The sequence below is a fragment of the Streptomyces sp. NPDC001709 genome (genome assembly GCF_053596375.1).
Map to the genome: position 1 here is coordinate 83,835 of NZ_JBSFGB010000029.1, position 24,065 is coordinate 107,899.

At 71.1% G+C, this 24,065-nt stretch carries 20 protein-coding genes; 6 read left to right on the plus strand and 14 right to left on the minus strand.

Annotated elements, in window-relative coordinates; translation table 11 throughout:
- Positions 1 to 329: 329 nt before the first annotated feature.
- The gene (locus tag ACWC0C_RS33960; protein WP_450867967.1) at positions 330 to 1,085 is read left to right on the plus strand and encodes a phosphatase PAP2 family protein; all 756 of its coding nucleotides are present in this window, start codon (positions 330 to 332) and stop codon (positions 1,083 to 1,085) included.
- Here ACWC0C_RS33960 and ACWC0C_RS33965 read toward each other — a convergent pair.
- The 7 genes from ACWC0C_RS33965 to ACWC0C_RS33995 all read right to left on the minus strand — a co-directional run bounded on the left by ACWC0C_RS33965 (position 1,082) and on the right by ACWC0C_RS33995 (position 8,931).
- A complete protein-coding gene (locus tag ACWC0C_RS33965) occupies positions 1,082 to 1,540 on the minus strand; it encodes a hypothetical protein (protein WP_450867968.1) in 459 nt (152 codons plus the stop codon). The genes ACWC0C_RS33960 and ACWC0C_RS33965 overlap by 4 nt on opposite strands.
- A gap of 148 nt (positions 1,541 to 1,688) precedes the next feature.
- Entirely contained in the window at positions 1,689 to 3,119 is a 1,431-nt protein-coding gene (locus tag ACWC0C_RS33970) for an NAD(P)/FAD-dependent oxidoreductase (protein WP_449200972.1), read from the minus strand.
- A 35-nt stretch (positions 3,120 to 3,154) separates the two neighbouring features.
- Positions 3,155 to 3,955: an ABC transporter permease gene (locus tag ACWC0C_RS33975; protein WP_450867970.1), complete on the minus strand. Its 801-nt coding sequence runs from the start codon at positions 3,953 to 3,955 to the stop codon at positions 3,155 to 3,157.
- The gene (locus ACWC0C_RS33980; RefSeq protein ID WP_450867972.1) at positions 3,956 to 4,885 is read right to left on the minus strand and encodes an ABC transporter permease; all 930 of its coding nucleotides are present in this window, start codon (positions 4,883 to 4,885) and stop codon (positions 3,956 to 3,958) included.
- Complete coding sequence (locus ACWC0C_RS33985) at positions 4,885 to 6,045, minus strand: ABC transporter ATP-binding protein (protein WP_449200969.1); 1,161 nt, start codon at positions 6,043 to 6,045, stop codon at positions 4,885 to 4,887. Before ACWC0C_RS33985 ends, ACWC0C_RS33980 begins: the two co-directional genes overlap by 1 nt.
- Positions 6,042 to 7,289 carry a polyamine ABC transporter substrate-binding protein gene (locus ACWC0C_RS33990; protein ID WP_449200968.1) on the minus strand — a complete coding sequence of 416 codons (1,248 nt, stop codon included), beginning with the start codon at positions 7,287 to 7,289 and terminating at the stop codon, positions 6,042 to 6,044. Before ACWC0C_RS33990 ends, ACWC0C_RS33985 begins: the two co-directional genes overlap by 4 nt.
- Positions 7,290 to 7,395: 106 nt before the next feature.
- Positions 7,396 to 8,931 carry a gamma-aminobutyraldehyde dehydrogenase gene (locus ACWC0C_RS33995; protein WP_450867974.1) on the minus strand — a complete coding sequence of 512 codons (1,536 nt, stop codon included), beginning with the start codon at positions 8,929 to 8,931 and terminating at the stop codon, positions 7,396 to 7,398.
- 208 nt (positions 8,932 to 9,139) lie between these two features.
- Here ACWC0C_RS33995 and ACWC0C_RS34000 point away from each other — a divergent pair, with 208 nt between their 5' ends.
- Positions 9,140 to 9,697 carry an NADAR family protein gene (locus ACWC0C_RS34000; RefSeq protein WP_450867975.1) on the plus strand — a complete coding sequence of 186 codons (558 nt, stop codon included), beginning with the start codon at positions 9,140 to 9,142 and terminating at the stop codon, positions 9,695 to 9,697.
- 96 nt (positions 9,698 to 9,793) lie between these two features.
- Here ACWC0C_RS34000 and ACWC0C_RS34005 read toward each other — a convergent pair whose 3' ends face one another.
- The gene (locus tag ACWC0C_RS34005; RefSeq protein ID WP_450867977.1) at positions 9,794 to 10,537 is read right to left on the minus strand and encodes a DUF4190 domain-containing protein; all 744 of its coding nucleotides are present in this window, start codon (positions 10,535 to 10,537) and stop codon (positions 9,794 to 9,796) included.
- Positions 10,538 to 10,692: 155 nt separating this feature from the next.
- Between ACWC0C_RS34005 and ACWC0C_RS34010 the strand changes: the two genes are divergently transcribed.
- The 3 genes from ACWC0C_RS34010 (at position 10,693) to ACWC0C_RS34020 (ending at position 13,339) form a co-directional block, all read left to right on the plus strand.
- Positions 10,693 to 11,760, plus strand: a complete 1,068-nt coding sequence (locus ACWC0C_RS34010; protein WP_449200964.1) for an adenosine deaminase — start codon at positions 10,693 to 10,695, stop codon at positions 11,758 to 11,760.
- 20 nt (positions 11,761 to 11,780) lie between these two features.
- Positions 11,781 to 12,479 (plus strand): glycerophosphodiester phosphodiesterase, encoded by a 699-nt coding sequence (locus ACWC0C_RS34015; protein ID WP_450867978.1) that lies wholly within the window; start codon positions 11,781 to 11,783, stop codon positions 12,477 to 12,479.
- Positions 12,480 to 12,835: 356 nt separating this feature from the next.
- Complete coding sequence (locus ACWC0C_RS34020; RefSeq protein ID WP_449200962.1) at positions 12,836 to 13,339, plus strand: nucleoside deaminase; 504 nt, start codon at positions 12,836 to 12,838, stop codon at positions 13,337 to 13,339.
- 49 nt (positions 13,340 to 13,388) lie between these two features.
- Here the strand turns inward: ACWC0C_RS34020 and ACWC0C_RS34025 are convergent, their stop codons facing one another.
- Both ACWC0C_RS34025 and ACWC0C_RS34030 read right to left on the minus strand, forming a co-directional pair.
- Positions 13,389 to 13,889 carry a hypothetical protein gene (locus ACWC0C_RS34025; protein ID WP_450867980.1) on the minus strand — a complete coding sequence of 167 codons (501 nt, stop codon included), beginning with the start codon at positions 13,887 to 13,889 and terminating at the stop codon, positions 13,389 to 13,391.
- A gap of 66 nt (positions 13,890 to 13,955) precedes the next feature.
- A complete protein-coding gene (locus ACWC0C_RS34030) occupies positions 13,956 to 19,775 on the minus strand; it encodes a WD40 domain-containing protein (RefSeq protein ID WP_450867981.1) in 5,820 nt (1,939 codons plus the stop codon).
- 101 nt (positions 19,776 to 19,876) lie between these two features.
- On the opposite strand from ACWC0C_RS34030, the gene ACWC0C_RS34035 reads away from it, so the two are divergent.
- Complete coding sequence (locus tag ACWC0C_RS34035) at positions 19,877 to 21,169, plus strand: SLC13 family permease (protein WP_450867983.1); 1,293 nt, start codon at positions 19,877 to 19,879, stop codon at positions 21,167 to 21,169.
- Here the strand turns inward: ACWC0C_RS34035 and ACWC0C_RS34040 are convergent.
- The 4 genes from ACWC0C_RS34040 to ACWC0C_RS34055 form a co-directional block, all read right to left on the minus strand.
- Positions 21,166 to 21,501 (minus strand): DUF397 domain-containing protein, encoded by a 336-nt coding sequence (locus tag ACWC0C_RS34040; RefSeq protein ID WP_450867985.1) that lies wholly within the window; start codon positions 21,499 to 21,501, stop codon positions 21,166 to 21,168. The genes ACWC0C_RS34035 and ACWC0C_RS34040 overlap by 4 nt on opposite strands.
- On the minus strand, positions 21,473 to 22,312 hold the full coding sequence (locus ACWC0C_RS34045; protein ID WP_450867987.1) for a helix-turn-helix domain-containing protein: 840 nt from the start codon (positions 22,310 to 22,312) through the stop codon (positions 21,473 to 21,475). Before ACWC0C_RS34045 ends, ACWC0C_RS34040 begins: the two co-directional genes overlap by 29 nt.
- A 153-nt stretch (positions 22,313 to 22,465) precedes the next feature.
- A complete protein-coding gene (locus ACWC0C_RS34050; protein WP_450867989.1) occupies positions 22,466 to 23,416 on the minus strand; it encodes an inositol monophosphatase family protein in 951 nt (316 codons plus the stop codon).
- Positions 23,400 to 24,056 (minus strand): hypothetical protein, encoded by a 657-nt coding sequence (locus ACWC0C_RS34055; protein WP_449200955.1) that lies wholly within the window; start codon positions 24,054 to 24,056, stop codon positions 23,400 to 23,402. Before ACWC0C_RS34055 ends, ACWC0C_RS34050 begins: the two co-directional genes overlap by 17 nt.
- Positions 24,057 to 24,065 lie beyond the last annotated feature (9 nt).

Below are 24,065 nucleotides of genomic sequence, written 5' to 3' on the forward strand. Positions count from 1 at the left end.
GCCCAAGCGCGTCGGCCTGCCGTAGGTTCTACCCAGATGAGAGATACACCCCGCCCACAGGGGACTGTGGGCGATTTCAGGCCGAGGCCTCCCCAGCTTCGACCTGGTCGTGCCCTCGCGCACACAACCGGCGCCTGACGCCGGGATCTCCTCACCGATCGGACGGTCGCCGCCCCAAACCCCCCGGGGCGCGCGACGTTCCGATCCGGACGGCCGCCTCGGAACTACCCCCCCTGTTCCGGGGCGGCCGACCTCCTTCCGCGCGCACCGACATCCCCGGACGCGGGAACTCCCCCGGACGCGCGAAGAAACCTGCGAAGCTGGGCACCGTGTCGACCGTAGTCCGCCGTGCCCCGCTCCTCGGCCTCCCGGCCGCCCTCTTCGCCCTGATCACCTGGCAGGTCGTCGCGCACGGCCCGCTGCTGGGCCTGGACGCACGCCTGAGCCGGGCCCTCGTCCATACGGACCGGTTCTCCGCGGCCCTCTCCGACCTCGGCAACATCCAGGTCGCCGTGCCGGTGCTCGCCGCGGCCGTGATCTACGCCCTCTGGCGGGGGCGCGCCGCCGGTACGCGCCTGTGGTGGCTGCCGCCCGCCGCCGCGGCCGTGCTGATGGCGCTGGTCCCGGTGATCGTCGTGCCGCTCAAGGACTGGACCGCACGGCCGGCGCCCCCCGTGATACCGCCGGGCGTCGGTTATTTCCCCTCCGGGCACACGGCCACGGCGAGCGTCGCCTACGGCTCCGCGACCCTGCTCCTGCTCCCCTGGCTGCGCTCCACGGCCGCCCGCCGGATCCTGGTCGGCGGCTGCGCGGCCCTGGTGCTCGGGGTGTCGTACGGCCTGGTCCGGCACGGCTGGCACTGGCCGCTGGACGTGGTGGCCAGCTGGTGCCTGGGCACCGTGCTGCTGACCGCCCTGTCCCTGGTGCCGGGCCCCGGCCGACGTACGCGTCGAAGGTCTTCCGGAACTCCCCGTTCGAGTAGCGGTCCCAGTGCACCGACCATGTCATCGGACCGCGCGGCGCGGGCCGACTCCCGTGGGTCGCGTACGGGCCGCAGTGCGCCTTCTTCGTCAGACCTGCCCTAGCCCTCCCTTTCCCCACCCCTGGCCAGCCCCGCGGCCGCCTCGTGCATCGCCAGCTCCAGCAGCGCGGGGTCGGTCAGCATGCCCGAGCCGTCCGGTGGTACCAGCCAGCGCACACCCCGGGTCGCCCGGCCCGGATGCGGTACGACGATCCAGGTGCCGGGTCCGGCGGTACGGATGCCGGTGCCGACCCAGCGGGCCGCGGTGCCCGGCGGCACGAAGAACCCGACCCGGTTGTCGCCGAAGTCGGCGAGCACGGGGCCGGCCCGGTCGAGCACACGGATGAGTACGTCCAGGGTCGGATAGCCGAGGTCGCCCGGCAGGATCAGTACGTCCCAGGCCCTGCCGGCGGGCAGCAGCGCGACCCCGAGGGGGTTGCGCTCCCATTCCCAGCGGCAGGCTTCGGGGTCCGGTGCGACGGATGCCAGCCACTCGACGGCCGTCTTCGCCCCAGTCATCAGAAGGCCTCCCTCTCTCGCTCTCTCGCCCGACCGTTGTGCGCGGTCGCGTCAGAGGAGAGAGGGAGGCCTTCCGGGGGCATTACGCGGGTTCCGCACTCCCATTGGAGTGATCTGGATCACATTCCAGGGCCGGCGGCGAAAGACCTCAGCTGTCGAAGCCCAGCCCCAGCCGGTCCATCGTCCGCAGCCACAGATTGCGGCGGCCGCCGTGCGCGTCCGCGCGGGCCAGGGACCACTTGGTGAGGGCGATCCCGGTCCAGGCGAACGGCTCGGGCGGGAACGGCAGCGGCTTCTTGCGCACCATCTCCAGCTCGGTCCGCTCGGTGCGCTCCCCGGCCAGCAGGTCGAGCATCACATCCGCGCCGAAGCGGGTCGCTCCCACGCCCAGGCCGGTGTACCCGGCCGCGTACGCGACCCTGCCCTGGTGCGCCGTACCGAAGAACGCCGAGAAGCGCGAGCAGGTGTCGATCGCGCCGCCCCAGGCGTGGGTGAAGCGGACGCCCTCCAGCTGCGGGAAGCAGGTGAAGAAGTGGCCGGCGAGCTTGGCGTACGTCTCCGGCCGGTCGTCGTACTCCGCCCGGACCCGGCCGCCGTAGTGGTGGATCGCGTCGTAGCCGCCCCACAGGATGCGGTTGTCGGCGGACAGCCGGAAGTAGTGGAACTGGTTGGCGCTGTCCCCCAGTCCCTGTCTGTTCTTCCAGCCTATCGACTCCAGCTGCTCGGGCCCCAGCGGCTCGGTCATCAGCGCGTAGTCGTAGACCGGGACGGTGTAGGAGCGCACGCGGCGCAGCAGGTTCGGGAAGATGTTCGTGGCGAGCGCGACCCTGCGGGCGCGGACCGCGCCGTACGGCGTGCGTACGGCCATCCCGGCGCCGTACTGCTTCAGGCTCAGCGCGGGCGTGTGCTCGTAGACCCGCACCCCGAGCTCCAGACATGCCTTCTTCAGGCCCCAGGCCAGCTTGGCCGGGTGCAGCATGGCCACGCCCCGGCGGTCCCACAGGCCGGCCTCGAAGGTGGGCGAGTCCACCTGCTCGCGCACGGCGTCGGCGTCCAGGAACTCGATGCCGTCCGCGAGACCCTTCTCTGTCAACTCCCGGTGCCAGTCGCGCAGTTCCCAGGCCTGGTAGGTCTCGGTGGCGACGTCGATCTCGCCGGTGCGCTCGAAGTCGCAGTCGATGCCGTGCCGGGCGACGGCGGCCTCGATCTCGTCGAGGTTGCGCCGGCCCAGCTCCTCCAGCTTGCCGATCTCGTCCGGCCAGCGGGCGAGGCCGTTGGGCAGGCCGTGGGTGAGGGAGGCGGCGCAGAAGCCGCCGTTGCGGCCGGAGGCGGCCCAGCCCACCTCGCGGCCTTCCAGCAGGACCACATCGCGCTGCGGGTCGCGCTCCTTCGCGTTGAGCGCGGTCCACAGTCCGCTGTAGCCGCCGCCGACGACCAGCAGGTCGCAGGTGTCGGCGCCGGTGAGAGCGGGCTCGGCGGGCGGCTTGCCGGGGTCTTCCAGCCAGTACGGGACCGGCTGGGCTTCGGAGAGAGAGGCGATCCAGTTGTCTTTGCCACGACTCATGGCGCTTGGGGCCATGATTTCAACTCCCTACGAGGGCTTTCCTGAAAGGCCTATGCCTTTTGGTTGTTACGGCGATTGGTGATGAGCATCGAGACCAGCACGAACAGCACGGCGACCAGGAACATGGCCGTACCGATGACATTGATCTGGACGGGTGTGCCGCGCTGCGCCGAACCCCACACGAACATCGGGAAGGTGACGGTCGAGCCGGCGTTGAAATTGGTGATGATGAAATCGTCGAAGGAGAGCGCGAAGGACAAGAGCGCGCCCGCGGCGATTCCGGGTGCCGCGATCGGCAGGGTGACCCGCAGGAAGGTCTGCACGGGGCCGGCGTACAGGTCCCGGGCGGCCTCCTCCAGACGCGGGTCCATCGACATCACGCGCGCCTTGACCGCGGTGACGACGAAGCTGAGGCAGAACATGATGTGCGCGATCAGGATCGTGTAGAAGCCGAGCTGTGCGCCCATGTTGAGGAACAGGGTGAGCAGCGAGGCGGCCATGACGACCTCGGGCATCGCCATCGGCAGGAAGATCAGCGAGTTGACGGCGCCGCGGGCGCGGAAGCGGTAGCGGACCAGCGCGAAGGCGATCATCGTGCCGAGAACGGTGGCGCCGACCGTCGCCCAGACGGCGATCTGGAGGCTGAGGGAGAGCGAGCCGCACATGTCGGCGACGCCGCACGGCTGCTTCCAGGCGTCCAGGGAGAACTGCTGCCACTCGTAGTTGAAGCGGCCCTTCGGCTTGTTGAAGGAGAACACCGTCACGATGACGTTGGGCAGCAGCAGATACGCGAGCGTCAGGATTCCCGCGATGACGACGAGATGGCGCTTGAGCCAGTTGACGAAGGGCATTTAGACCAGGTCCTCCGTCCCGGACCGGCGGATGTAGATCGTGACCATGGCCAGGATGGCGGCCATGAGGATGAAGGACAGGGCCGCGGCGGTCGGGTAGTCCAGGATCCGCAGGAACTGCGTCTGGATGACGTTGCCGATCATGCGGGTGTCGGTAGAGCCGAGCAGTTCGGAGTTGACGTAGTCGCCGGCCGCGGGGATGAAGGTCAGCAGCGTGCCGGAGACCACGCCCGGCATCGACAGCGGGAAGGTGACCTTGCGGAAGGTGGTCCAGGGCTTGGCGTACAGGTCGCCGGCCGCCTCGTGCAGCCGTCCGTCGATCCGCTCCAGCGAGGTGTAGAGGGGAAGGATCATGAACGGGAGGAAGTTGTACGTCAGTCCGCACACCACCGCGAGCGGTGTGGCGAGGACGCGGTCGCCGGCCGTCCAGCCGAGCCAGTTGGTGAGGTCCAGGATGTGCAGCGAGTTCAGTGCGTGCACCACCGGGCCGTTGTCGGCGAGGATCGTCTTCCAGGCCAGGGTGCGGATCAGGAAGCTGGTGAAGAACGGCGCGATCACCAGGATCATGATCAGGTTCCGCCAGCGGCCCGCGCGGAAGGCGATCAGGTAGGCCAGCGGGTAGCCGAGCAGCAGGCACAGCACGGTCGCGGCGGCCGCGTAGAACACGGAGCGCAGGAACTGCGGCCAGTACTCGGACAGGGCGTCCCAGTAGGTGACGAAGTGCCAGGTGACCTTGTAGCCCTGCTCCAGCGAACCCGTCTGCACGGACGTGGAGGCCTGGTAGATCATCGGCAGCGCGAAGAAGACGATCAGCCACAGCATGCCGGGCAGCAGCAGCCAGTACGGGGTGAACCGGCCGCGCTTGCGCGGGGGCTTCTTCTCGGGTGCGGCGGGCGCGAGGGGCGGGGGCGCCTCGGTGAGCGTCGACATCAGACGGCCGCCTCTTCCTCGGTGCCCGCGTCGATGTCCTGGGCCGCGTCCAGACCGAAGGTGTGCGCCGGGCTCCAGTGCAGGACGACGTCAGCGCCGGGCACGAGCCGGCCGTCGCGCTCGACGTTCTGGACGTACACCGAGAGCTCGTCGCAGACCGGGCTGTCGATCACGTACTGGGTGGAGACGCCGATGAAGCTGGCGTCGGCGATCTTGCCGGTGAGGCGGTTGCGGCCCTCGGGGATGTCCCCCGCGTCGTCGGCGTGCGTGAGGGAGATCTTCTCGGGGCGGATACCGACCAGCACCTTGCCGCCGGCGGACGTGGGCGCCGAACATCGCGCCTCGGGCAGCACCAGCTTGCCGCCGCCCGCCTTGAGCACGATGTCGTCGCCGCTCTTCGTGTCGACCTCGGCCTCGATCAGGTTGGAGGTGCCGAGGAAGTTCGCGACGAACGTGGTGTTCGGGTTCTCGTACAGGTCGGTGGGCGAGCCGAGCTGCTCGACGCGGCCCGCGTTCATCACGGCGACCGTGTCGGCCATGGTCATGGCCTCCTCCTGGTCGTGCGTGACGTGCACGAAGGTGATGCCGACCTCGGTCTGGATGCGCTTGAGCTCCAGCTGCATCTGGCGGCGCAGCTTGAGGTCGAGGGCGCCGAGGGGCTCGTCGAGGAGGAGCACCTTGGGGTGGTTGATCAGCGCGCGGGCGACGGCGACACGCTGCTGCTGGCCACCGGAGAGCTGGTGCGGCTTCTTGCGCGCCTGCTCGCCGAGCTGGACCAACTCCAGCATCTCCTCGACCTGCTTCTTCACGCTCTTGATGCCGCGTCGGCGCAGACCGAAGGCGACGTTCTCAAAGATGTCGAGGTGCGGGAAGAGGGCGTAGGACTGGAAGACCGTGTTGACGGGCCGCTTGTACGGGGGCAGGTGGGTGACGTCCTGCTCGCCGAGGTGCACGGTTCCGGAGGAAGGTTCCTCCAGCCCGGCGATCATGCGCAGGGTGGTCGTCTTGCCGCAGCCGGAGGCGCCGAGCAGGGCGAAGAAGGAGCCCTGCGGCACGGTCAGGTCCAGCGGCTGGACGGCGGTGAAGCCGTTGGCGTAGGTCTTGCTGATACCGGAGAGGCGGACGTCGCCGCTGTTGTCTGGTGTCGTCATCGTCGTCACGCCCCTGTGAGCTTCGAGAACTTCTGCTGGTAGGCCGTCTCTTCCTTCTGCGTCAGCGCGCGGAAGGCATGGGACTTCGCCTGCATGGCCTTGTCGGGAATGATCAGCGGGTTGCTCGCCGCCGATTTGTCGATCTTCGCAAGGTAGGGCTTCACTCCCGCGACGGGGCTCACGTAGTTGATGTACGCGGCCAGCTCGGCGGCCGGCTCGGGCTCGTAGAAGTAGTCGATGAGCCGCTCGGCGTTCGTCTTGTGGCGCGCCTTGTTGGGGATCAGCATGTTGTCGGTCGACGTCATGTAGCCGCTGTCGGGGATGACATAGCCGACGGCCGGGTTGTCCGACTGGAGCTGGACGATGTCGCCGCCCCACGCTATGCACGCGGCGAAGTCGCCCTTGGTGAGGTCCGAGGTGTAGTCGTTGCCGGTGAAGCGGCGGATCTGGCCCTTGTCGACGGCTTTCTGGAGGCGGGCGATCACCGCGTCGAAGTCGTCGTCGGTGAACTTCGCCGGGTCCTTGCCCATGTCGAGCATGGTCATGCCGATGCTGTCGCGCATCTCGGTCAGGAAGCCGACGCGGCCCTTGAGCTTGGGGTTGTCGAGCAGGTCGGAGACCGACTTCACCTCGATGCCGTCGAGCGCCTTCTTGTTGTAGGCGATGACGGTCGAGATGCCCTGCCAGGGGTACGAGTAGGCGCGGCCCGGGTCCCAGTCGGGGGAGCGGAACTGGTCCGACAGGTTGGCGAAGGCGTGCGGCAGATTGGAGGCGTCCAGTTTCTGGACGTACCCCAGCCGGATCATGCGGGCGGCCAGCCAGTCGGTGAGCACGATGAGGTCACGGCCGGTGTCCTGGCCGGCGGCGAGCTGCGGCTGGATCTTGCCGAAGAACTCGTCGTTGTCGTTGATGTCCTCGGTGTACTTGACCTGGATACCGGTCCGCCTGGCGAAGGCATCGAGCGTGGGATGGTGCTTGCCGCTGTCGTCCACGTCGATGTACTCGGGCCAGTTGGAGAAGTTGACGACCTTCTCCTTGGCCGAGTGGTCGTCGGCGGACACGCCGCCCTGCGTCTTGTTCGCCGCGGGGATTCCGCAGGCGCTCAGCGCGCCGAGTCCGCCGACCGCGAGCGCGCCGCCCGCGGAGGCGCGCAGCAACGACCGGCGGGTCATCGCGGCCCGGCCGTTGCGGAGGCTCCGCCGGATGGCGGCGGCTTCGACCGGTGTCAGGCGGTCGGGCTCGTACTGCTCCATGCGCGTGGTGCCCTTTCGGAGGGAGGGGTCGGCCTGGTCGGGGCCGGATCGTCAACCCGGCAGCAGCCGTCTGTGCGTGATGTCCGGCGTCGCCGGACGGCGACTGCTACCGGTCCCCGAAGATCGTGCGGTGCCAGTCCTTGCGGGCGACCGCCGTATTGTCGAACATTACGTGCTTGACCTGCGTGTACTCCTCGAAGGAGTAGGCCGACATGTCCTTGCCGAAGCCGGACGCCTTGTAGCCGCCGTGCGGCATCTCGCTGATGATCGGGATGTGGTCGTTGATCCACACGCAACCCGCCTTGATCTCGCGGGTGGCGCGATGGGCACGGTAGACGTTGCCGCTCCAGGCGGAGGCGGCGAGACCGTAGGGGGTGTCGTTGGCCAGCCGGATGCCCTCATCATCGCCATCGAACGGCAGTACGACCAGTACCGGTCCGAAGATCTCGGACTGGACGATCTCGGTGTCCTGGGCCGCGTCGGCGATCAGGGTCGGCCGGTAGTAGGCGCCCTTCTCCAGGTCGCCCTTCGGCGCCTCGCCGCCGGTCACCACGCGCGCGTAGGCACGCGCACGGTCCACGAAGGCGGCGACACGGTCGCGCTGGACGTGCGAGATGAGCGGGCCGAGGTCGGTGCCGGGAGCGAAGGGGTCGCCGAGCCGGACGGTCTCCATGAGGGCGGCCGTCCGCTCCACGAAGGCCTCGTAGAGCGGCCGCTGCACGTACGCGCGCGTGGCGGCCGTGCAGTCCTGGCCGGTGTTGATGAGCGCGCCCGCGACCGCGCCGTTGACCGCGGCTTCCAGGTCGGCGTCGTCGAAGACGACGAAGGGCGCCTTGCCGCCCAGCTCCAGGTGGAGGCGCTTGACGGTGGCGGTGGCGACCTCGGCGACGCGCTTGCCGACGGGGGTGGACCCGGTGAAGGAGGTCATGGCCACATCGGGGTGGCCGACGAGGTGTTCCCCCGCCTCCTTGCCGGTCCCGGTGACGATGTTGATCACACCGTCGGGGATGCCGGCGTCCGTGGCGGCCTGGGCGAAGAGCAGCGAGGTGAGCGGGGTCAGCTCGGCGGGCTTCAGCACGATCGTGTTGCCTGCGGCGATCGCCGGGAGGATCTTCCAGGCGGCCATCTGGAGGGGGTAGTTCCAGGGCGCGATGGACCCGACGACACCGATCGGCTCACGGCGGATGTACGACGTGTGGTCGCCCGAGTACTCACCGGCGGACTGCCCCTGCAGGTGCCGGGCGGCACCCGCGAAGAAGGCGGTGTTGTCGATGGTCCCCGGCACGTCGAACTCGCGGGTCAGCTTCAGCGGCTTGCCGCACTGCAGGGACTCGGCGCGGGCGAAGTCCTCGGCGCGCTCGGCGAGCACGGCGGCGAACCGGTGCAGGGCGTCGGAGCGCTGGCCCGGGGTGGCGCAGGACCAGCCCGGGAAGGCCTCGCGCGCGGCGGCGACGGCGGCGTCGACGTCGTCCGTTCCGGCCAGCTCGTAGGTGTACACCTCCTCGCCGGTGGCGGGGTCGACCACGGCGTGGGTACGGCCCGAGGTGCCCTTGGTCAGCCGGCCGGCGATGAACTGCGCGCCGTCGGCGAATCGCTCCTCGGCGGGAAATCGTTCCGGGGTGGCGGTGCCCGGGTTGTGCATGTCGCTCTCCTCCGCCGTTCGCCCCGTCCCGGGGGTGGGTGGCGTAGCTCCAGCTCGATTTGAGTGCCGATCCTGACAGAGCAATAGGACTCCAACAAGTGATTCCGTTGTTGCCTTTTGGTTACGCGACGGAATCTGTCGACCAGGTGTCGAGTCGGGGCGGAAAAGGGCGGACGGAGTGTCAGTGGTACGTGCCAGACTCGCGTGCATGGGGAAGATCGACGGGGTGGAAGCCCTGATCAGAGAGGTCCGGGCGGGGTCCCGGATCAAGTACCTCCACTTCTGGGGGCACCGGCCGAGGCCGGACGGCAGGATCGGCGCGAGCTGTCTGAGTCAGTGGTGGCCGTCGCCGTTCGTGGTCGACGGGGTGGAGTACGCGACGGCCGAGCACTGGATGATGGCGGGCAAGGCGCGGCTCTTCGAGGATGCGGAGGCGGAGCGGCGGGTACTGGCGGCCGAGCATCCCGCCGAGGCGAAGAAGGCGGGGCGGCTGGTCCGGGGCTTCGACGAGGCGATATGGGAGCGGGAGCGGTTCCGGATCGTGGTCGACGGCAGCGTCCACAAATTCGCGGCGGACGACGCGCTCCGCGAGTTCCTGCTGGGTACGGGTGATCGGGTGCTGGTCGAGGCGAGTCCCGTGGACCGTGTGTGGGGTATCGGCCTTGCCGCGGACGACGAGGCGGCTTCGGATCCGGAGCGGTGGCGGGGGCCGAATCTGCTGGGCTTCGCGTTGATGGAGACGCGGGACCGTTTGAGAGCGGATTGACGCCCGTTGGGGTTGCGCAGGAATGCCGGGTGCCGGTACGTGGTGGCTGAGCGCGCAGTTCCCCGCGCCCCTGGGCACGCTGCGCCGACCGGCGTGTCAGGGGCTGAACGCGATCAGGGCAGCGATGAAGCCGAGGGCCAGGACGATGCCCGACGCGCCGCAGATGAGGCCGGCCAGGGCCATGCCGGGGTTGGTGGCCTCGCCGTTCTTCGCCTTTCCTCGGCCCAGCGCGCCGAAGACGATGGCCAGGATGCCCAGCACGATGGCCACCGGCCACAGCAGGAAGCCGACCGCCGCGAGGATGCCCAGCACCAGCGAGGCCGTGCCCATGCCGTTGCTCGGCATCGGCTGCATGCCGGGCCAGCCGTAGGCGTACGGCGGCTGGGGCTGGCCGGGGTAGCCGTAGGCCGCCGGTGCGCCCGGGTAGCCGTACGGCACCTGGCCGGGGCCGTCGGGGGCGATGGGGGGCGGGGGCACCGGTTCCGGTCCCGCGTGCTGGAAGGCGGGCGGGGCGTAGGGGTTCGCGGGGGCGGTCGGCGGGGCGTACGGGTTCGCGGGAGGCGTGGTCGCCGGGGGTGCGAACGGGTTGGCCGCCGGGGGTGCGGTCGGCGGGGCCCAGGCCGACGGCACGGCGTCCGCGGGCGCGTCGGGGGCCGCGGGCACCGAGGTCAGCGTCTGCTGGTAGTGCAAGGAGTCGGCACGTGGCGGGGAGTCCTGGCCGGGCTCGGGTATCGCGTCCCGCGCCGGAGCCGGTGCGGTCCCCTGCTTGTCCAGGGACACCCGGGCCTCGCCGGCAGGCGGATGCTCCTGGGGCGTGGACTGCGGCACCTGGTCGGACATGGTGATGGACCCCTCTACTGGCTGTGCCGCCATGCTAAGGGCAGGCAAAAACGGCGTGGACCGGGGCCTACGATGATCTCGCGCAACCGATCAGCCGATCACCGCGCCCGCACCACGGACCTCGCTCCGCGGGCGCCCGTCCCGGGGAGGACCCCATGACCGACAGCTCCGTACCCGCCGCCGGCACCGCCGACCGCGATCTGCGGACCTTCATCGCCGGACTGCCCAAGGCCGAACTGCACGTCCACCACGTCGGCTCCGCCTCCCCGCGCATCGTGTCGGAACTGGCCGCCCGCCACCCCGACTCCAAGGTCCCCTCCGACCCCGAGGCCCTGGCCGACTTCTTCACCTTCACCGACTTCGCCCACTTCATCGACGTGTACCTGTCGGTCGTCGACCTGATCCGCACGCCGGAGGACGTCCGGCTGCTGACGTACGAGGTGGCCCGTGAGCTGTCCCGGCAGCAGGTGCGGTACGCCGAGCTGACCATCACCCCCTTCTCCTCCACCCGGCGCGGCATCGACGAGCTGGCCTTCATGGCGGCGATCGAGGACGCCCGCAAGGCGGCCGAGGCGGAGTTCGGGACCGTACTGCGCTGGTGCTTCGACATCCCCGGGGAGGCGGGTCTGGAGTCCGCCGAGGAGACCGCCCGGCTCGCCACCGACGACCGGATCCGCCCGGAGGGCCTGGTGTCGTTCGGGCTCGGCGGGCCCGAGATCGGCGTGCCCCGGCCGCAGTTCAAGCCGTACTTCGACCGGGCCATCGCCGCCGGCCTGCGCTCGGTCCCGCACGCCGGGGAGACCACCGGCCCGGAGACGGTGTGGGACGCGCTGACCCATCTGCGCGCCGAGCGGATCGGGCACGGCACCAGCTCCGCGCGGGATCCCAAGCTGCTCGAACACCTCGCCGAGCACCGCATCGCGCTGGAGGTCTGCCCGACCTCCAACATCGCCACCCGCGCGGTCCGCACCCTGGACGAGCACCCGATCAAGGAGTTCACCCGGGCCGGGGTGCTGGTCACGATCAACTCCGACGACCCGCCGATGTTCGGCACCGACCTGAACAACGAGTACGCGGTGGCCGCGCGCCTCCTCGACCTGGACGAGCGGGGCCTCGCCGACCTCGCCAAGAACGCCGTGCACGCCTCGTTCCTGGATGCCGCGGGCAAGGCCCGGATCGCGGCGGAGATCGACACGTACACCGCCACCTGGCTCGCCTCCTGAGGCACACCACAATGGGGGTCATGCAGACCGTGACGGCCGTGGCCCACCGCGGCGACCCCTACCGCTTCCGTGAGAACACCATCGACTCGCTGCGTTCCGCGCTCGACCGGGGCGCGGACGCCGTCGAGCTCGACGTACGGCTCACCCGCGACGGCGTCCCCGTGCTGCTGCACGACGACACGCTGGAGCGGCTGTGGGAACTGGACCGGCCGCTCGGCGCGCTGTCCGCCGAGGAGGTGCGCGGGCTCACGGCGGGCGGTGTGCCGACGCTGGCGGAGGCGCTGGCGGCGACCGGTGACAGCCGGGTGATGGTGGACCTGTGCGGGCGGGTCGAGCGGCCGATGGTGGACCGGGTCATGGACGCGGTCCGGCAGAGCGGGGCCCTGGAGCGGGTCTACTACTGCGCGGGGGCCGAGGCGATGCTCGCCGTCCGCGCCGCCGACCCGGCCGCCGAGATCGCCCTGACCTGGACGAGCCTCGCCCCGCCCCGGCCCGCGCTGCTGGCGGCGATCCGCCCGCGCTGGCTCAACTACCGCTTCTCCCTGCTGAGCCGGGAGTTGGCGGCCCGCGTCCACCACGACGGCTATCTGCTGTCCGTCTGGACCCCGGACACCCGCCGCTCGATGGGCCGCCTGCTGGACCTGGGCGCCGACTCGATCACCACGAACCGGGTCGACGTCCTGCACGCGCTGCGCAACGGCGGCAGCGGCGGCCGTTAGCAAGGAGACGGGGTGGAGGGGGCGCCGATAGCAGTTTTTGCGGGGCGGTGATGCGGGAGATACCTCAGTGTTTCCTCAGGTCGCGGACCCGGCCGGTTCTTGTAGAAGCCTACGAAGATCCCGTTTCGGCCGGTGGCTGCTTTCATGTCTTCCTCGCCTGGCTGACTCTACCGCCTTGCCTGTGTACTCCTCGTACGAGTTGCGGCGACGCGACGCGGGTGCAACGAAGAGGGGATGAGGGGGGAAAGTCTTGACGACCGCAACCCGGGGCCCCGACGCGGGTGCATCGCTGCTGGTGGACGGTCATCGAACGGGCCGGCCCCCACGCCCCACCCCCTCTCCCCGAAGGATCGATCATGACCATCCACACCCAGGAAGCAAGCATCCAGGACTTCGAGCGCGTCTGGATGGAGCAGGCGATCACCCTGGCCACCACCAGCGTGAACAACGGCGGCGGCCCGTTCGGTGCCCTGGTCGCCAAGGACGGCGAGGTCGTCGCCACCGGCAACAACCAGGTCACCTCCACCCTGGACCCGTCCGCGCACGCCGAGGTCAGCGCGATGCGAGCCGCCTGCAAGAAGCTGAACACCTTCTCGCTCGAAGGATGCGTCCTGATCACCTCCTGTGAGCCATGCCCGATGTGTCTGTCCACCGCCCTGTGGGCCCGCGTCGACCGGCTCGTCTACTCCGCCGACCGGCACGACGCCGCGGTGGCCGGCTTCGACGACCGCAAGTTCTACGACCTGTTCGAGAAGAAGCCCCAGGAGATGTGGCCCATGGCGGTCGAGCACCTGGACCTGCCCAACCGCACCCAGCCGTTCGACACGTGGCTGGCCAAGACCGACCGCATCCACTACTGACGAGCAAGGCCCGCGGCCGAGGACGGCGCGCCCGAACGCGCGCCGTCCCTCAAGCAGCCGTGAGCGCTTCCAGGCGCTTGATCTTCTTGCGTACGACGTACAGCGGGATCACGCCGAACACCCCGAAGGACATGTCGATCAGGCTCCACCAGAAGGGGATGCCCCGGATCGGGCCGCAGACCAGGGCGAGGGGGATGATGCCGGCGCAGGCGATCATGCCGAACTCGACGACCCAGATGTTGCGGACGGGGTCGCGGTACGGCCCGTAGAAGGCGACGGCGATGACGAGGTGGGCGAAGGCCAGCCAGTCGGTGCCGTAGAGCAGGAACGGGTAGTCGGTGTCGGCGGTGTCGAGGCCGTCGCGGACCCGGGAGATCCAGGACATCAGTCCGGGCAGCCGGTCCGGCACGGACAGGGCCCGCAACACGCTCTCGGTCCAGCGCAGTTCGTGCACCAGGGGGAAGGCCGTGGCCCCGCTGAGTACCAGGCACACGATGAAGAGGACCAACCAGGCGCGAATGCCCTTCAGCAGGGCGGCTCTGTCGCTCATGGGAGGAGCGTACGCCTGCGTTTGAACGCGTTCAAAACCGCCCCCGGTCTGAATCCCTCCCCCGCATCACCCCAGCCGTTCGTCCAGGGGAACGTGCCTCACCCCCGCCAGATGCCCGTCCAACTCCCCCGGTTCGAAGCGGCACATCCCGACCGCGTGCCAGAACTCGCCGGTGACGTCGCCCTCGTACTTGTAGCCGCCGGACGGCGACAGCGCGGCCCAGCCGCCGGGCATGCCGACCAGGGTGGCCCGGAGGGTGGGCGGGGTGTCGACGGGGATGTTCCACAGCCGTACCGTGCCGTCCTCGCCGCCGCTGGCCAGCAGGGAGCCGTCGGGGCTGAAGGCCACCGCGAGGATCCGGCCGGTGTGGCCGGTCAGTTGGGCCGTCTCCGCCCCGGTGCCGGGGTCCCACAGGCGGACGGTACGGTCGTCGCCCGCCGTCGCCAGCAGGGGGCGCAGGGGGTGTGCGGCGGCCGTCCAGAGTTTGCCGGTGTGGCCGGTGAGACGGTGGTCGATCTCGCCGTCCCGCCAGATCACCGCCGTACCGTCCCAGGAGGCGCTGGCCAGCCAGGAGCCGTCGGGGGCGAAGGCCACGGCGTACACCCGGTCGGTGTGGCCGTCGAGCACGGCGGTGACGCTGCGGGCGGTCATGTCCCAGATCCGCACCTTGCGGTCGTCGCAGCCGGTGGCCAGGACCGCGCCGTCGGACCGGAAGGTGATCGCGCGGACCCGCCCGTAGTGCTCGGTGATGGTGGCCAGGTGCGCGCCGGTGGCCCGGTACCACAGCCGTACCGTGTCGTCGTCGTTGGCGGTGGCGAGGAGTTCGCCGTCGGCGCTGAACGCCTCGGCCCACACGTGGTCGGTCTCGACGTCCAGTTCGCGCTGGTACTCGCCGGTGGCCGCGTTCCACAGGTAGATGTCGCCGTCGCTGCTCGCGGTGGCCAGCAGGGGCCCGGCGGGGCCGAACGCCGCCGAGACCAGGCGGTCGCTCTGGCCGGTGAGTTCGCGCAGCCGCCGCCCGGAGGCGGAGTGCCAGACGCGGACCACGCCGTCGTTGCCGCCCGCCGCCAGCATCGAGCCGTCGGCGCTGAAGGACAGGGTGCCGATGCGCCGCCCGTGGCCGCGCAGGATGCGCCGGCCCTGGCCGGTGGCCGGCTCCCACAGCCGTACGACACCGTCGTTGCCGCCGGTCACCAGCAGCGTGCCGGCGCCCTGCGCGGGCGTGTCGCCGTGCGGGCGGAACTTGCACACCCAGACGCTGCCGCGGTGCTCGGCGGGCTGCCGGTTCAGCGGCACCGCGACCTGGTCGGCCTCCGGGTCGATCCGCCACAGCCGGACCACCCCGGCGCTGTCCCCGGCGGCGAGCAGTGTCCCGTCGGGGTCGAACAGCACCTGGTACACGGCCCCGCGGCAGCCGCCGAGCAGACCCGCGCTGCTCCCGGTGGCCAGGTCCCACAGCCGTACCTCGCCGTCGGTGTCCGCGCTGACCAGGAGCCGGCCGCCGGGGTGGAAGTCCAGCGTGTAGACGCGCCCGGAGTGGCCGGTGAACTCGTGCCGCACGGCCTGGGTGGCGAGGTCCCACACGCGGACGGTGCCGTTGCGCCAGTCGTCGCCCCGGTCGCCGGTGGCCAGCAGGGTGCCGTCCGGGCTGAACCGCGCCCGATACACCGCGTTGCGGTGCCCCGGCAGTTCACCGGTGAGCCGCCCGGTGGACAGGTCCCACAGGCGTACGACGGCGGTGCCGTCGCCGGTGACCAGCGTGGTGTCGTCCGGTGCGAACGCCACCGTGTAGACGGGCGCGGTGTGTCCGGGCAGCCGGTGCAGCGCGGTGCCGGAGGCCGTGTCCCAGACGGTGACCACACCGTCGGCGTCCCCGGTGGCCAGCAGCCGCCCCTCGGCGTCGAGGACGACCGGCCAGACCCCGTCCGGATGGATCTCCAGCCGGTGCAGACAGCGCCCGGAGACCGGGTCCCACAGCCGTACGGTGCCGTCGGAGCTGCCGGTGGCCAGCACCCGTTCGCGGAACTTGACCGCGTAGACCCGGCCGGTGTGCCCTTCCAGGGTGCGCAGGGCGAGGCCGGTCGCGACGTCGGCGACCAGCACCCCGCCGTCCTCGCTGCCCACGGCGAGCAGTTCGCCGTCGGGGCTGTACGAGATGGGCTCGGGCAGCCGGGTGCGGCTGCTGAACCCGTACGGCACCCCGACCGCCGAGGGCCGGAAGCCGGAGTCGACGGCCATGCCGGGCGCGATCGCGGCGGTGGCGAGCTCGGGACTGCCGGCCAGGGGCCCGGTGGTCGCCGAGACCAGCGCCGCCCGCCGCCACCGGCCGCCGTCCACCCGGGCGCCGGTCAGATCGGTGCCGATCAGCCGGGCCCGCCGCAGGTCTGCGCCACGCAGGTCGGCGCCGGTCAGATCCGCGCCGTCGAGCCGGGCGCCGGTCAGCCGGGCGCCGCGCAGTACGGCGCCGGAGAGGTTGGCGCCGACGAGTCGGGCGTCGGTGAGGTCGGCGCGGGTGAGGTCGACGCCGGAGAAGTCGCGGTGGGACAGGTCCTCCCCGGCCAGTGCGGCGCCGCGCAGGTCGGTGTGGGCGGGCACGCGGAGCCGGCTGAGGATCTTCACGGCGTTGCCGCGGGCGGCGTCCGGGGAGGTGTCCTGGGCCGTGCCGGACAGCTCCCGCTCGGCCCACGTCTGGCAGATCCGGTGGTCGGCGAGGTCGCACAGGAACTCGACCGCCAGCTGGCTCAGTTGGCGTCTGCTCAGCAGCGTGCTGTCGCCGTCGGTGAGCCTGCGGCCGCACTCCCGGGCGACCAGCCACTCCACCACCGAGCCGTGGATGAACCGGAACATGCCGTCGTCGCTGCGCACCAGCAGGCTGCCGGAGCCGATGGCGTGGGCGGTCTGGGGCACCGACAGCCGGGCCTCCGCGAGCCCGGTGAGGGTCTCGGCGACATCGGTCAGCTCGTCCAGCCGCAGCGCCTCCTGCCCGCTCTCCCACAGCCGCAGGGCGAGCGCGGTGACCGCGTCCCACAGCTGGTCCAGGGAGAGCCCGGGCGCCCGGCCGGGGCCGGCACCGGCGCGCTGCGCCTCGAAGCCCAGCCAGGCGGTGAGCACCTCCTCGTACAGCCCGGCGGGGCTGAGCGCGCGTCCGGCGCCGGCCACCGCGCGCAGCCGGTCGTCGTCGAGGTCGGCGACGAAGCCGAGGAGCCGGGGGTTGCGGCACAGGGCGAGCAGGTCGGGGATGGCGTCGAGCAGCTGGAGCCGGTGGTCGGCGGCGCGGTCGTCGCCGTCGTAGCGGTTGACCAGGTAGGCGCGGATCTGCTGCGGGCTGAACTCCTGGACGGCCAGCACCCGGCGGTGCGGGAGCAGGCCGACGCGTTCACCGAGCGCGGTCAGCACCTGGCCCTGGGAGCGGAAGTGCTGGGTGCGGCTGGAGACCACGATCTTGGCGCTGTCCACGGCGGAGTCCAGCAGCACCTGCAGCCGCTCGGCGGCGCGGTCGTAGGTCACCTGGTTGACGAGTTCGTCGAAGCCGTCGAAGAGCAGCACGATCCGGCCCTGCTGGAGCATGTATCTGAAGGCGCGCAGGTCGATGTTGTCGACACCGTGGGCGGCGAGGTGCGCGGCGACGAGGCCCTCGAACGAATAGGCCCGGTCCAGGGCGTGCAGTTCGACCAGCAGCGGGACCAGGTGCGGCAGTTCGGCGGGGATACGGCGGGCCAGCTCGCGCAGCGCGAAGGTCTTGCCGTGCCCGAAGTCGCCGAGGAGCAGCAGGAAGCGCCCCTGGTCGGAGTCGAGCAGCCGGAGCATTTCGTCGACCAGCCCGTCGCGGTCCTCGGCGTCGAGGCGTTCCACCTCCCGGTACCGCTGCGGCAGATACATGCCCGGGGGATAGCGGGGGTCGGTGCGCAGCCGCTCGCTCTGCCCGGTGACATAGCCCCGCAGGTCCAGCAGCCCCTGGAACTCGGTGAAGCTGCGCACCCGGATGCCCCGGCGGCGGGCCGCGTCCCGCAGTTCCCGGGCGGGCGGCGGGCCGTCGTGGACGAGTTCGGCCTCGGTCTCGGCGTCGGCGGCGTGCACCAGGGCCACGAACCGGTCGACGTCCTCCGCGGCCGGGGTGCCCGTGTGGACCGCCACCCGCTGCTGCCGTACGAAGCCCGACTGGCTCCAGGTGACGAGGAGTTGGGGCACCGGCCCGTCCACCGGGCGGATCTGGGCGCCCTCGTGCCGGGTGCGGCACACCTCCGCGACCCGGGCGAGCAGGATCTCGGCCGGGCTCTGCACGGCACGCGGCTCCGGTTCGGGCGCGGGGACGTGGGCGTCCGCGTCGGGGGCTTCCTCCGGCCCGAAGGCCCGCTGGGCCCGCCGCCACTGGACCGGTCGCCGCTCCGGCTCCCCCGGCCCCTGCCAGACGGCCAGCCCGTCCCGGCCGACCCGCACCAGCTGATGGCGGCCGGGCCGCCCGGCGCCGATCACCGGCACCTCGCCGGCGGCGGTGGCCAGCGCGGGCAGCGCGCCGGGCTCGGCCGGGCCGTGCAGCAGCAGATGCAGCCGGGGCGCGGTCAGCCGGGTCAGCACATCGGTGTCGCGCAGCGGACCGCCGCCGTCCAGGGCGGCCGTACCCGGCGCACCGGAGCGGCGGACTCCCGCGGCGGGCCGGGCGGCACCGGGCGAGTGCCGCACGACGCCGATCCGCAGCCACCCCTCGGTCTCGTGCGGGCGCAGCGCCTGCGCGAACCAGGCTGCCTGCTCGCGGCCCACCAGCCCGTACTGGTCGTCGCGCCGGTGGCTGTACGCCATGGACGAGTTGAGCCCCGCGACCACGGTGTGCAGTTCCGGCACGGGGAAGAGGGTCCACGGCTGATCACTGTCGAAGACGACGTCGAGCCCCTGGTACAGCTCCTGGAACAGCCGGGCGAAGTGCCGCCACTTGGGCCAGTACGGCGGCCGGGGCGGCATCTCGTCGGCCTCGCAGGTGCTGAAGTAGGCCTGGCAGGCCGCCTGGTTGACGTCCTGGCCGCCGGGGACGAGGGCGACCCGGTGCGGTTCGAGCCCGAGCAGGGCCCGCATCCCGGTGAGGAAGGCCAGCGCCTGCTCGAACTCGCGCCGGCTGCCGGAGGCGGTGAGATCCCCGGTGACCACCAGCAGATCGGGCGAGGGCGCCCCGGCGTCCGTGAGCTCGACCAGATCACCCCAGATCGCCGCCTGCAGCTCGGCGGGGTCCTGCCCCCGCCCGAAGGCGGGCCCGGCCAGCTGGAGCACGGTGACCGCCTCCCGCTCCCGGACCTCCCCGGACACCCGCGGATACGACGGCGGCGCGGCCGGTCTACGGCGCCCCGCCCACCCGGTCCCGCCGAGCGGCCGCCCGGGACTCGGCACCGACGGGGCGGACGGCACAGGCTGCCCGTTCGCACCCGGATAACCGGGCGGCAGGCTGGGCCGGGCCCGCCCGTCGAGGGCCTGCCGGACCCGGGCGAGCAGCAGGTCCCGGGCCGCCCCCGGTTCACCGACCGGCACCAGGTCGACATAGGTGATGGTGGCGAGCAGCCCCTCCACCGGGATGTCCTCGACCCGCACGGTGATCAGCCGCCGCTCCGGCGCGTCCGGGTCGGCGCGCAGCGCGGCCTGCCACTCCATCCGCCCGTACCGGGAGCGCTCGTAGTTCCGCGAGAGTACGGCGATGACGGCGGCGGACTCGCTGACGCCCCGGTCCATGAAGTCGACGAAGTTCGTGCCCGGCACGAAGTCCCAGGCCTGCAGTACCGTCCGGTACCCGGCCTCCTCCAGCGTCCAGGCGATCCAGGACGCCCAGCGCTCGTCGGCCGGAGAGTAACTGATGAAGAAGTCCAATGGCCCGGTGTCCCCCGGGGCGTTCTGACGAGCCACCATGTATTCATGATGCCGTGAGAAGAGAGGCCGATACCGGTCGTTTCCAGGCGTTCGACGGCGGCTTGGCCCCAGCGGAGCACAAGTGTGCGACCCTTCCATCCGTGCGTGCCTTCTTGCTGCGTCTGCATGTCCTGGACCGGGTGGCGATCGGTCTGCTGGTGACCGGACTGCTGTGCGTGGCCACGGGATTGCTGCCGACGGATTCCGCGTCCGACGCGATGACACGCATCGCACCACTGCTGGCGTTCCTGGGCACGGTCATCGTGCTGGCCGAACTGACCAGCAGGGCCGAGGTGTTCGACGTCCTGGCGGCACGGGTGGCGAGGGCAGGGCGGGGCAGCTATCCGCTTCTGTTCCTGTTGTGCGTCGCCTTCGCCTCTGTCACGACGATCGCCCTGAATCTGGATACGACGGCCGTCCTGCTGACTCCGGTGATGCTGGCGCTCGCCTCCCGCGTCGGCATCGCACCGGTGCCGCTGGCGATGACGACGGTATGGCTCGCCAACACGGCCAGCCTGCTGCTTCCGGTGTCCAACCTGACGAACCTGCTGGCCGCCAACCGGGTCGCGCTGTCCCCGCTGGGCCTGGCGGGACGGATGTGGGCACCGCAACTCGCTGCGCTGGCCGTGACAATGGCTTGTTTGTGGCTGTTCTTCTGGCGGCGGGGGCGGCGTGGGGGGTCTGGGGGGCCGGTTGTGGACGAGTCCGGTCTGATGTCGGCCGTACCCGTGTCGGGCCCGGGTGCGGCCCGTGAGGCGGACGTACGTGCCGATGCGGCAGACCGCTATATCCCACCCGGTGTGCACCGGCCCGCCGACCCCGTGCTCTTCCGCGCCTGCGCACTCGGCTGCGGCGGCTTCCTGCTCGCCATCCTGGTGGCCGACGTACCGCTGTGGATGGCGTCCGGGACGGCGGCGCTGGTCGCGGTGGCGGCCTTCGCGGTACGGCAGCGGGCCGTGCTGCGGCTGTCGCTGATCCCCTGGCGGCTGCTGGTCATGGTGCCCGGCATGTTCCTGGTCGTCGAGACCGTCAACGCCCACGGGCTGCACGGCCTGCTGGCCTCGGCGGTCGGCGCCGACGGCGGCACGCTCGGCCTCTTCCGCGCGGCAGCAGTCGGCGGCGGCCTGTCCAACGTCCTCAACAACCTCCCGGTCTACTTGGCCGGGGAGGCGGCCGTCCCGCTGGGCAACCACGACCAGCTACTCGCCCTCCTGGTCGGCACCAACGCCGGCCCGGTGATCACTCCGTGGGCGTCCCTGGCCACGCTGCTCTGGTACGAGCGGTGCCATGCCTACGGCGTACGGGTGCCGGTCCGCCGCTTGATGGGGACCGGCGCGGTACTGGCCGCGTGCGCGGTAGGCGCGGCTGTCGCGGCGCTGGCCTTGACGGGTTAGGCGTCCGTCTTCACGGCACCGAGGAACGCCGACCAGGCGGGTGCCGAGAAGACGACGGCGGGGCCGGTGGGGTTCTTGCTGTCGCGGACGGGGATGTGGGTGGGGGCGGGGGTGTCGTTTACTTCGAGGCAGTCGCCGCTGCTGCCGCCGCTGTACGACGACTTGCGCCAGGCGGTGACTTCGAGGCAGGAGCCGCCGCTGCCACCGCTGTAGCTGGACTTGCGCCAGGCAGTGATTTCGAGGCAGGAGCCGCCATTGGGGTCGCTGTACGACGACTTGCGCCAGCCCGACAGCGCCGAGGCGTCAGGAATGGTGTGTTCGCTGCGCTTCATGCTCGTAATCCTCCGCGACGGACCTGAGCAGGTCCAGGGACTTTCGGCGCGACAGGGCGTCGCCCAATACGTGATCGTAGATCTCCTGGCACTCGCGCACCATGGACGGCAGTTCGATGATCCGCCCGCTGTTCACACCTTCCGCATACGCGATAGGGGGAAGGTCTTCGAACCACATGAGGGAGAGAAAGCCTACCAGTAGGGCATGGGGGCCTACTGAGTACGGGAGGACGTGGACGCGGATACGGCGGCTCGCACCCAACTCCACGATGTGACGGAGCTGTTCGCACATCACGACCGGCCCTCCGACCACACGCCGTAGCACTGCTTCATCGAGGAGGCAGCAGACCTCGGGCGAGTGGAAGCTATCGAGAATGCGGGCCCGTTCCAATCGCGTGGCCACGAGCTTGTCCAGTTCCTCGTCGCTCTTGCGCGGATAGCCGGAGCTCAGAACCTCGTACGCGTAGTCCCTGGTCTGCAGGAGACCCGGCACCGCTGCGGGCGCGTACTCCCGAATCTCGGTCGCCTTGCCCTCGAACTCCAGCGCCTCCTGAAAGTACTCGGCCACCTTCCTGCCATCCAGCGTCGGCAGGAACCGCACGAAGAACCCATCCGTACCCAGCTCCTGATCCAGGCGCCGCGCATCCTCAATGTCCGGCCTGCGTCGCCCCGCCTCAATGTGGGCGATGTGCGTGCGGGACATCACGACACGTTGACTCAGTTCCTCCTGCGTGAGCCCCGCCGCCTCCCTCCGCCGCTTCAGTTCCTGCCCGTACTGCTGCCGCGTACGCGGATTGTCCTCGATGGCCACCTGTGCAACTCCCCCTGGTGCGAACCCGGTTGTCACGCTCGGTCATCTTCCGAAGTTACCGCCGCCCACCTCACTCTGTGTACGGATCGCCACAGAAAGTGAAGGGCGTTGGCATGCAGGACAAGGAAAAGGACGGCTTCGTCGGCGCGTATCTCACGCTGAGGGTCTCCCGGGACGGTGGCCGGACCTGGGGGCCGAGGGTGACGTACCGTCCACCGGAGAACGCGGCACCACTCGACCTGTCGGGACGGTTTCCGCCGTGTGAGTGCCCCCGGTGCCGGGAGAGAAAGGGCTGACGAGGTCCAGCAGGTGCGGCAGCAGCTCCGGGCGCCCGGCGACGAAGGACCGCCCCGTGTCGGGACCGCCGAAGCCGCCGCCGAACTCCGCTCCGTCGAGGTGCCGTAGGGCGATACCGGCCTCGCGGGCGAGCAACGCACCGGCGGGCAGGTCGATCGCCTCCGCGCGATAGCCCACGAAGCCGTCGATGTCGCCGCGGGCCAGCATGGCCCAGGCCACCAGGGGCGCCCAGAGCTGGAGCAGGCGGCGGGAGCGGAGTTCGAGGGTGTGGCGGAGGGCGCAGGCCACGGTGTCGTCGCGGGAGACGCCGTGGCCCTGGGTCCAGGCCAGCAGGGGGCCGGCGGCAGACAACCCCTGCGCGGGGGCGGCGAGCCGGCCACCTGGACCGTGCGCCCCACCACCCCGCAGCGCGGACCACGTACGGCCGGTCATCGGATCGTGGACGACGCCCACCACGGGGGTGTCATCGACGCACAACGCGATGCCGACGACGTAGACGGCGAGCCCGATCACCACGTTGTTGCTGCCGTCGAGGGGGTCCACCAGCCAGGTGCGGCCCCCGCCGTCCCCGACCAGTTCCCCGGACTCCTCGGCGAGGATGCGGTCGTACGGGAAGCGCTCCCGGATCCGCCCGACCACCAGTTGCTCGGCGGCCACGTCCAAGTCGGTCACGACGTCCCCGAGTCGGCCCTTCGGCCGGGCGGCGAATCCGTCGGGAAAGCTGGACCGCAGCAGCGCCCCCGCCTCCTCGGCGGCGGCCACGGCCGTACTGTGCTCGGAAGACCAGGGGTCAGGCTTCGGGCTCATGGATCCTCCTGAGGGCGGCCCGAGCGATCCGGGCGGTCTGGGTCGCGTCGCACGTCCGGCGGACCATGCGGTGCCCCGGGGCGGAGACCGGGCCCAGGGAGAGGTCCACCCGGCCGGGCAGGGTCCGGCCCAGGACCAGGGTGGCGGTGGGGCGGCCGTCCGGCACCACGCTGGTGTGGAATTCACCCGCCGGGAGGGCGTAGCTCTGGCCGCGCGTGCTGGTCTGTTCGACGCCGGGCCGGCAGCGCACCAGCCGCTCGGTGGGCCGTATGTCGTCCACGCCCGACGGATCGCTGTGCACCTCGAACACCCGGTGGGTGGGCTCGCCGGTGTCGTCATCGATCACCACGCGCCGGTTCCCCAGCCGGCCGTACAGCACCGTGCTGGTCAAGTCCCAGCTGTGGCAGTGCACTTCGGGGACCAACCCCTCGGGCTCCGCATCCGGTGTGCCGAAGACGTGGACGCAGACGCCGTCGCCGCCGTCGCGCAGGATGGGCAGGCAGACGAACCCGAGCGGATGCCGTACCGCGCTCAGGGCGCGGCGGCCGGAGACGATCCGGTCCAGTTCCGACACGGCGTGCCGGGTCAGCTCGGCGGTGGCGTGCCGCCGGGCGGCCCGTTCCAGGGCCGGGTAGTCCATGTTCCTTCC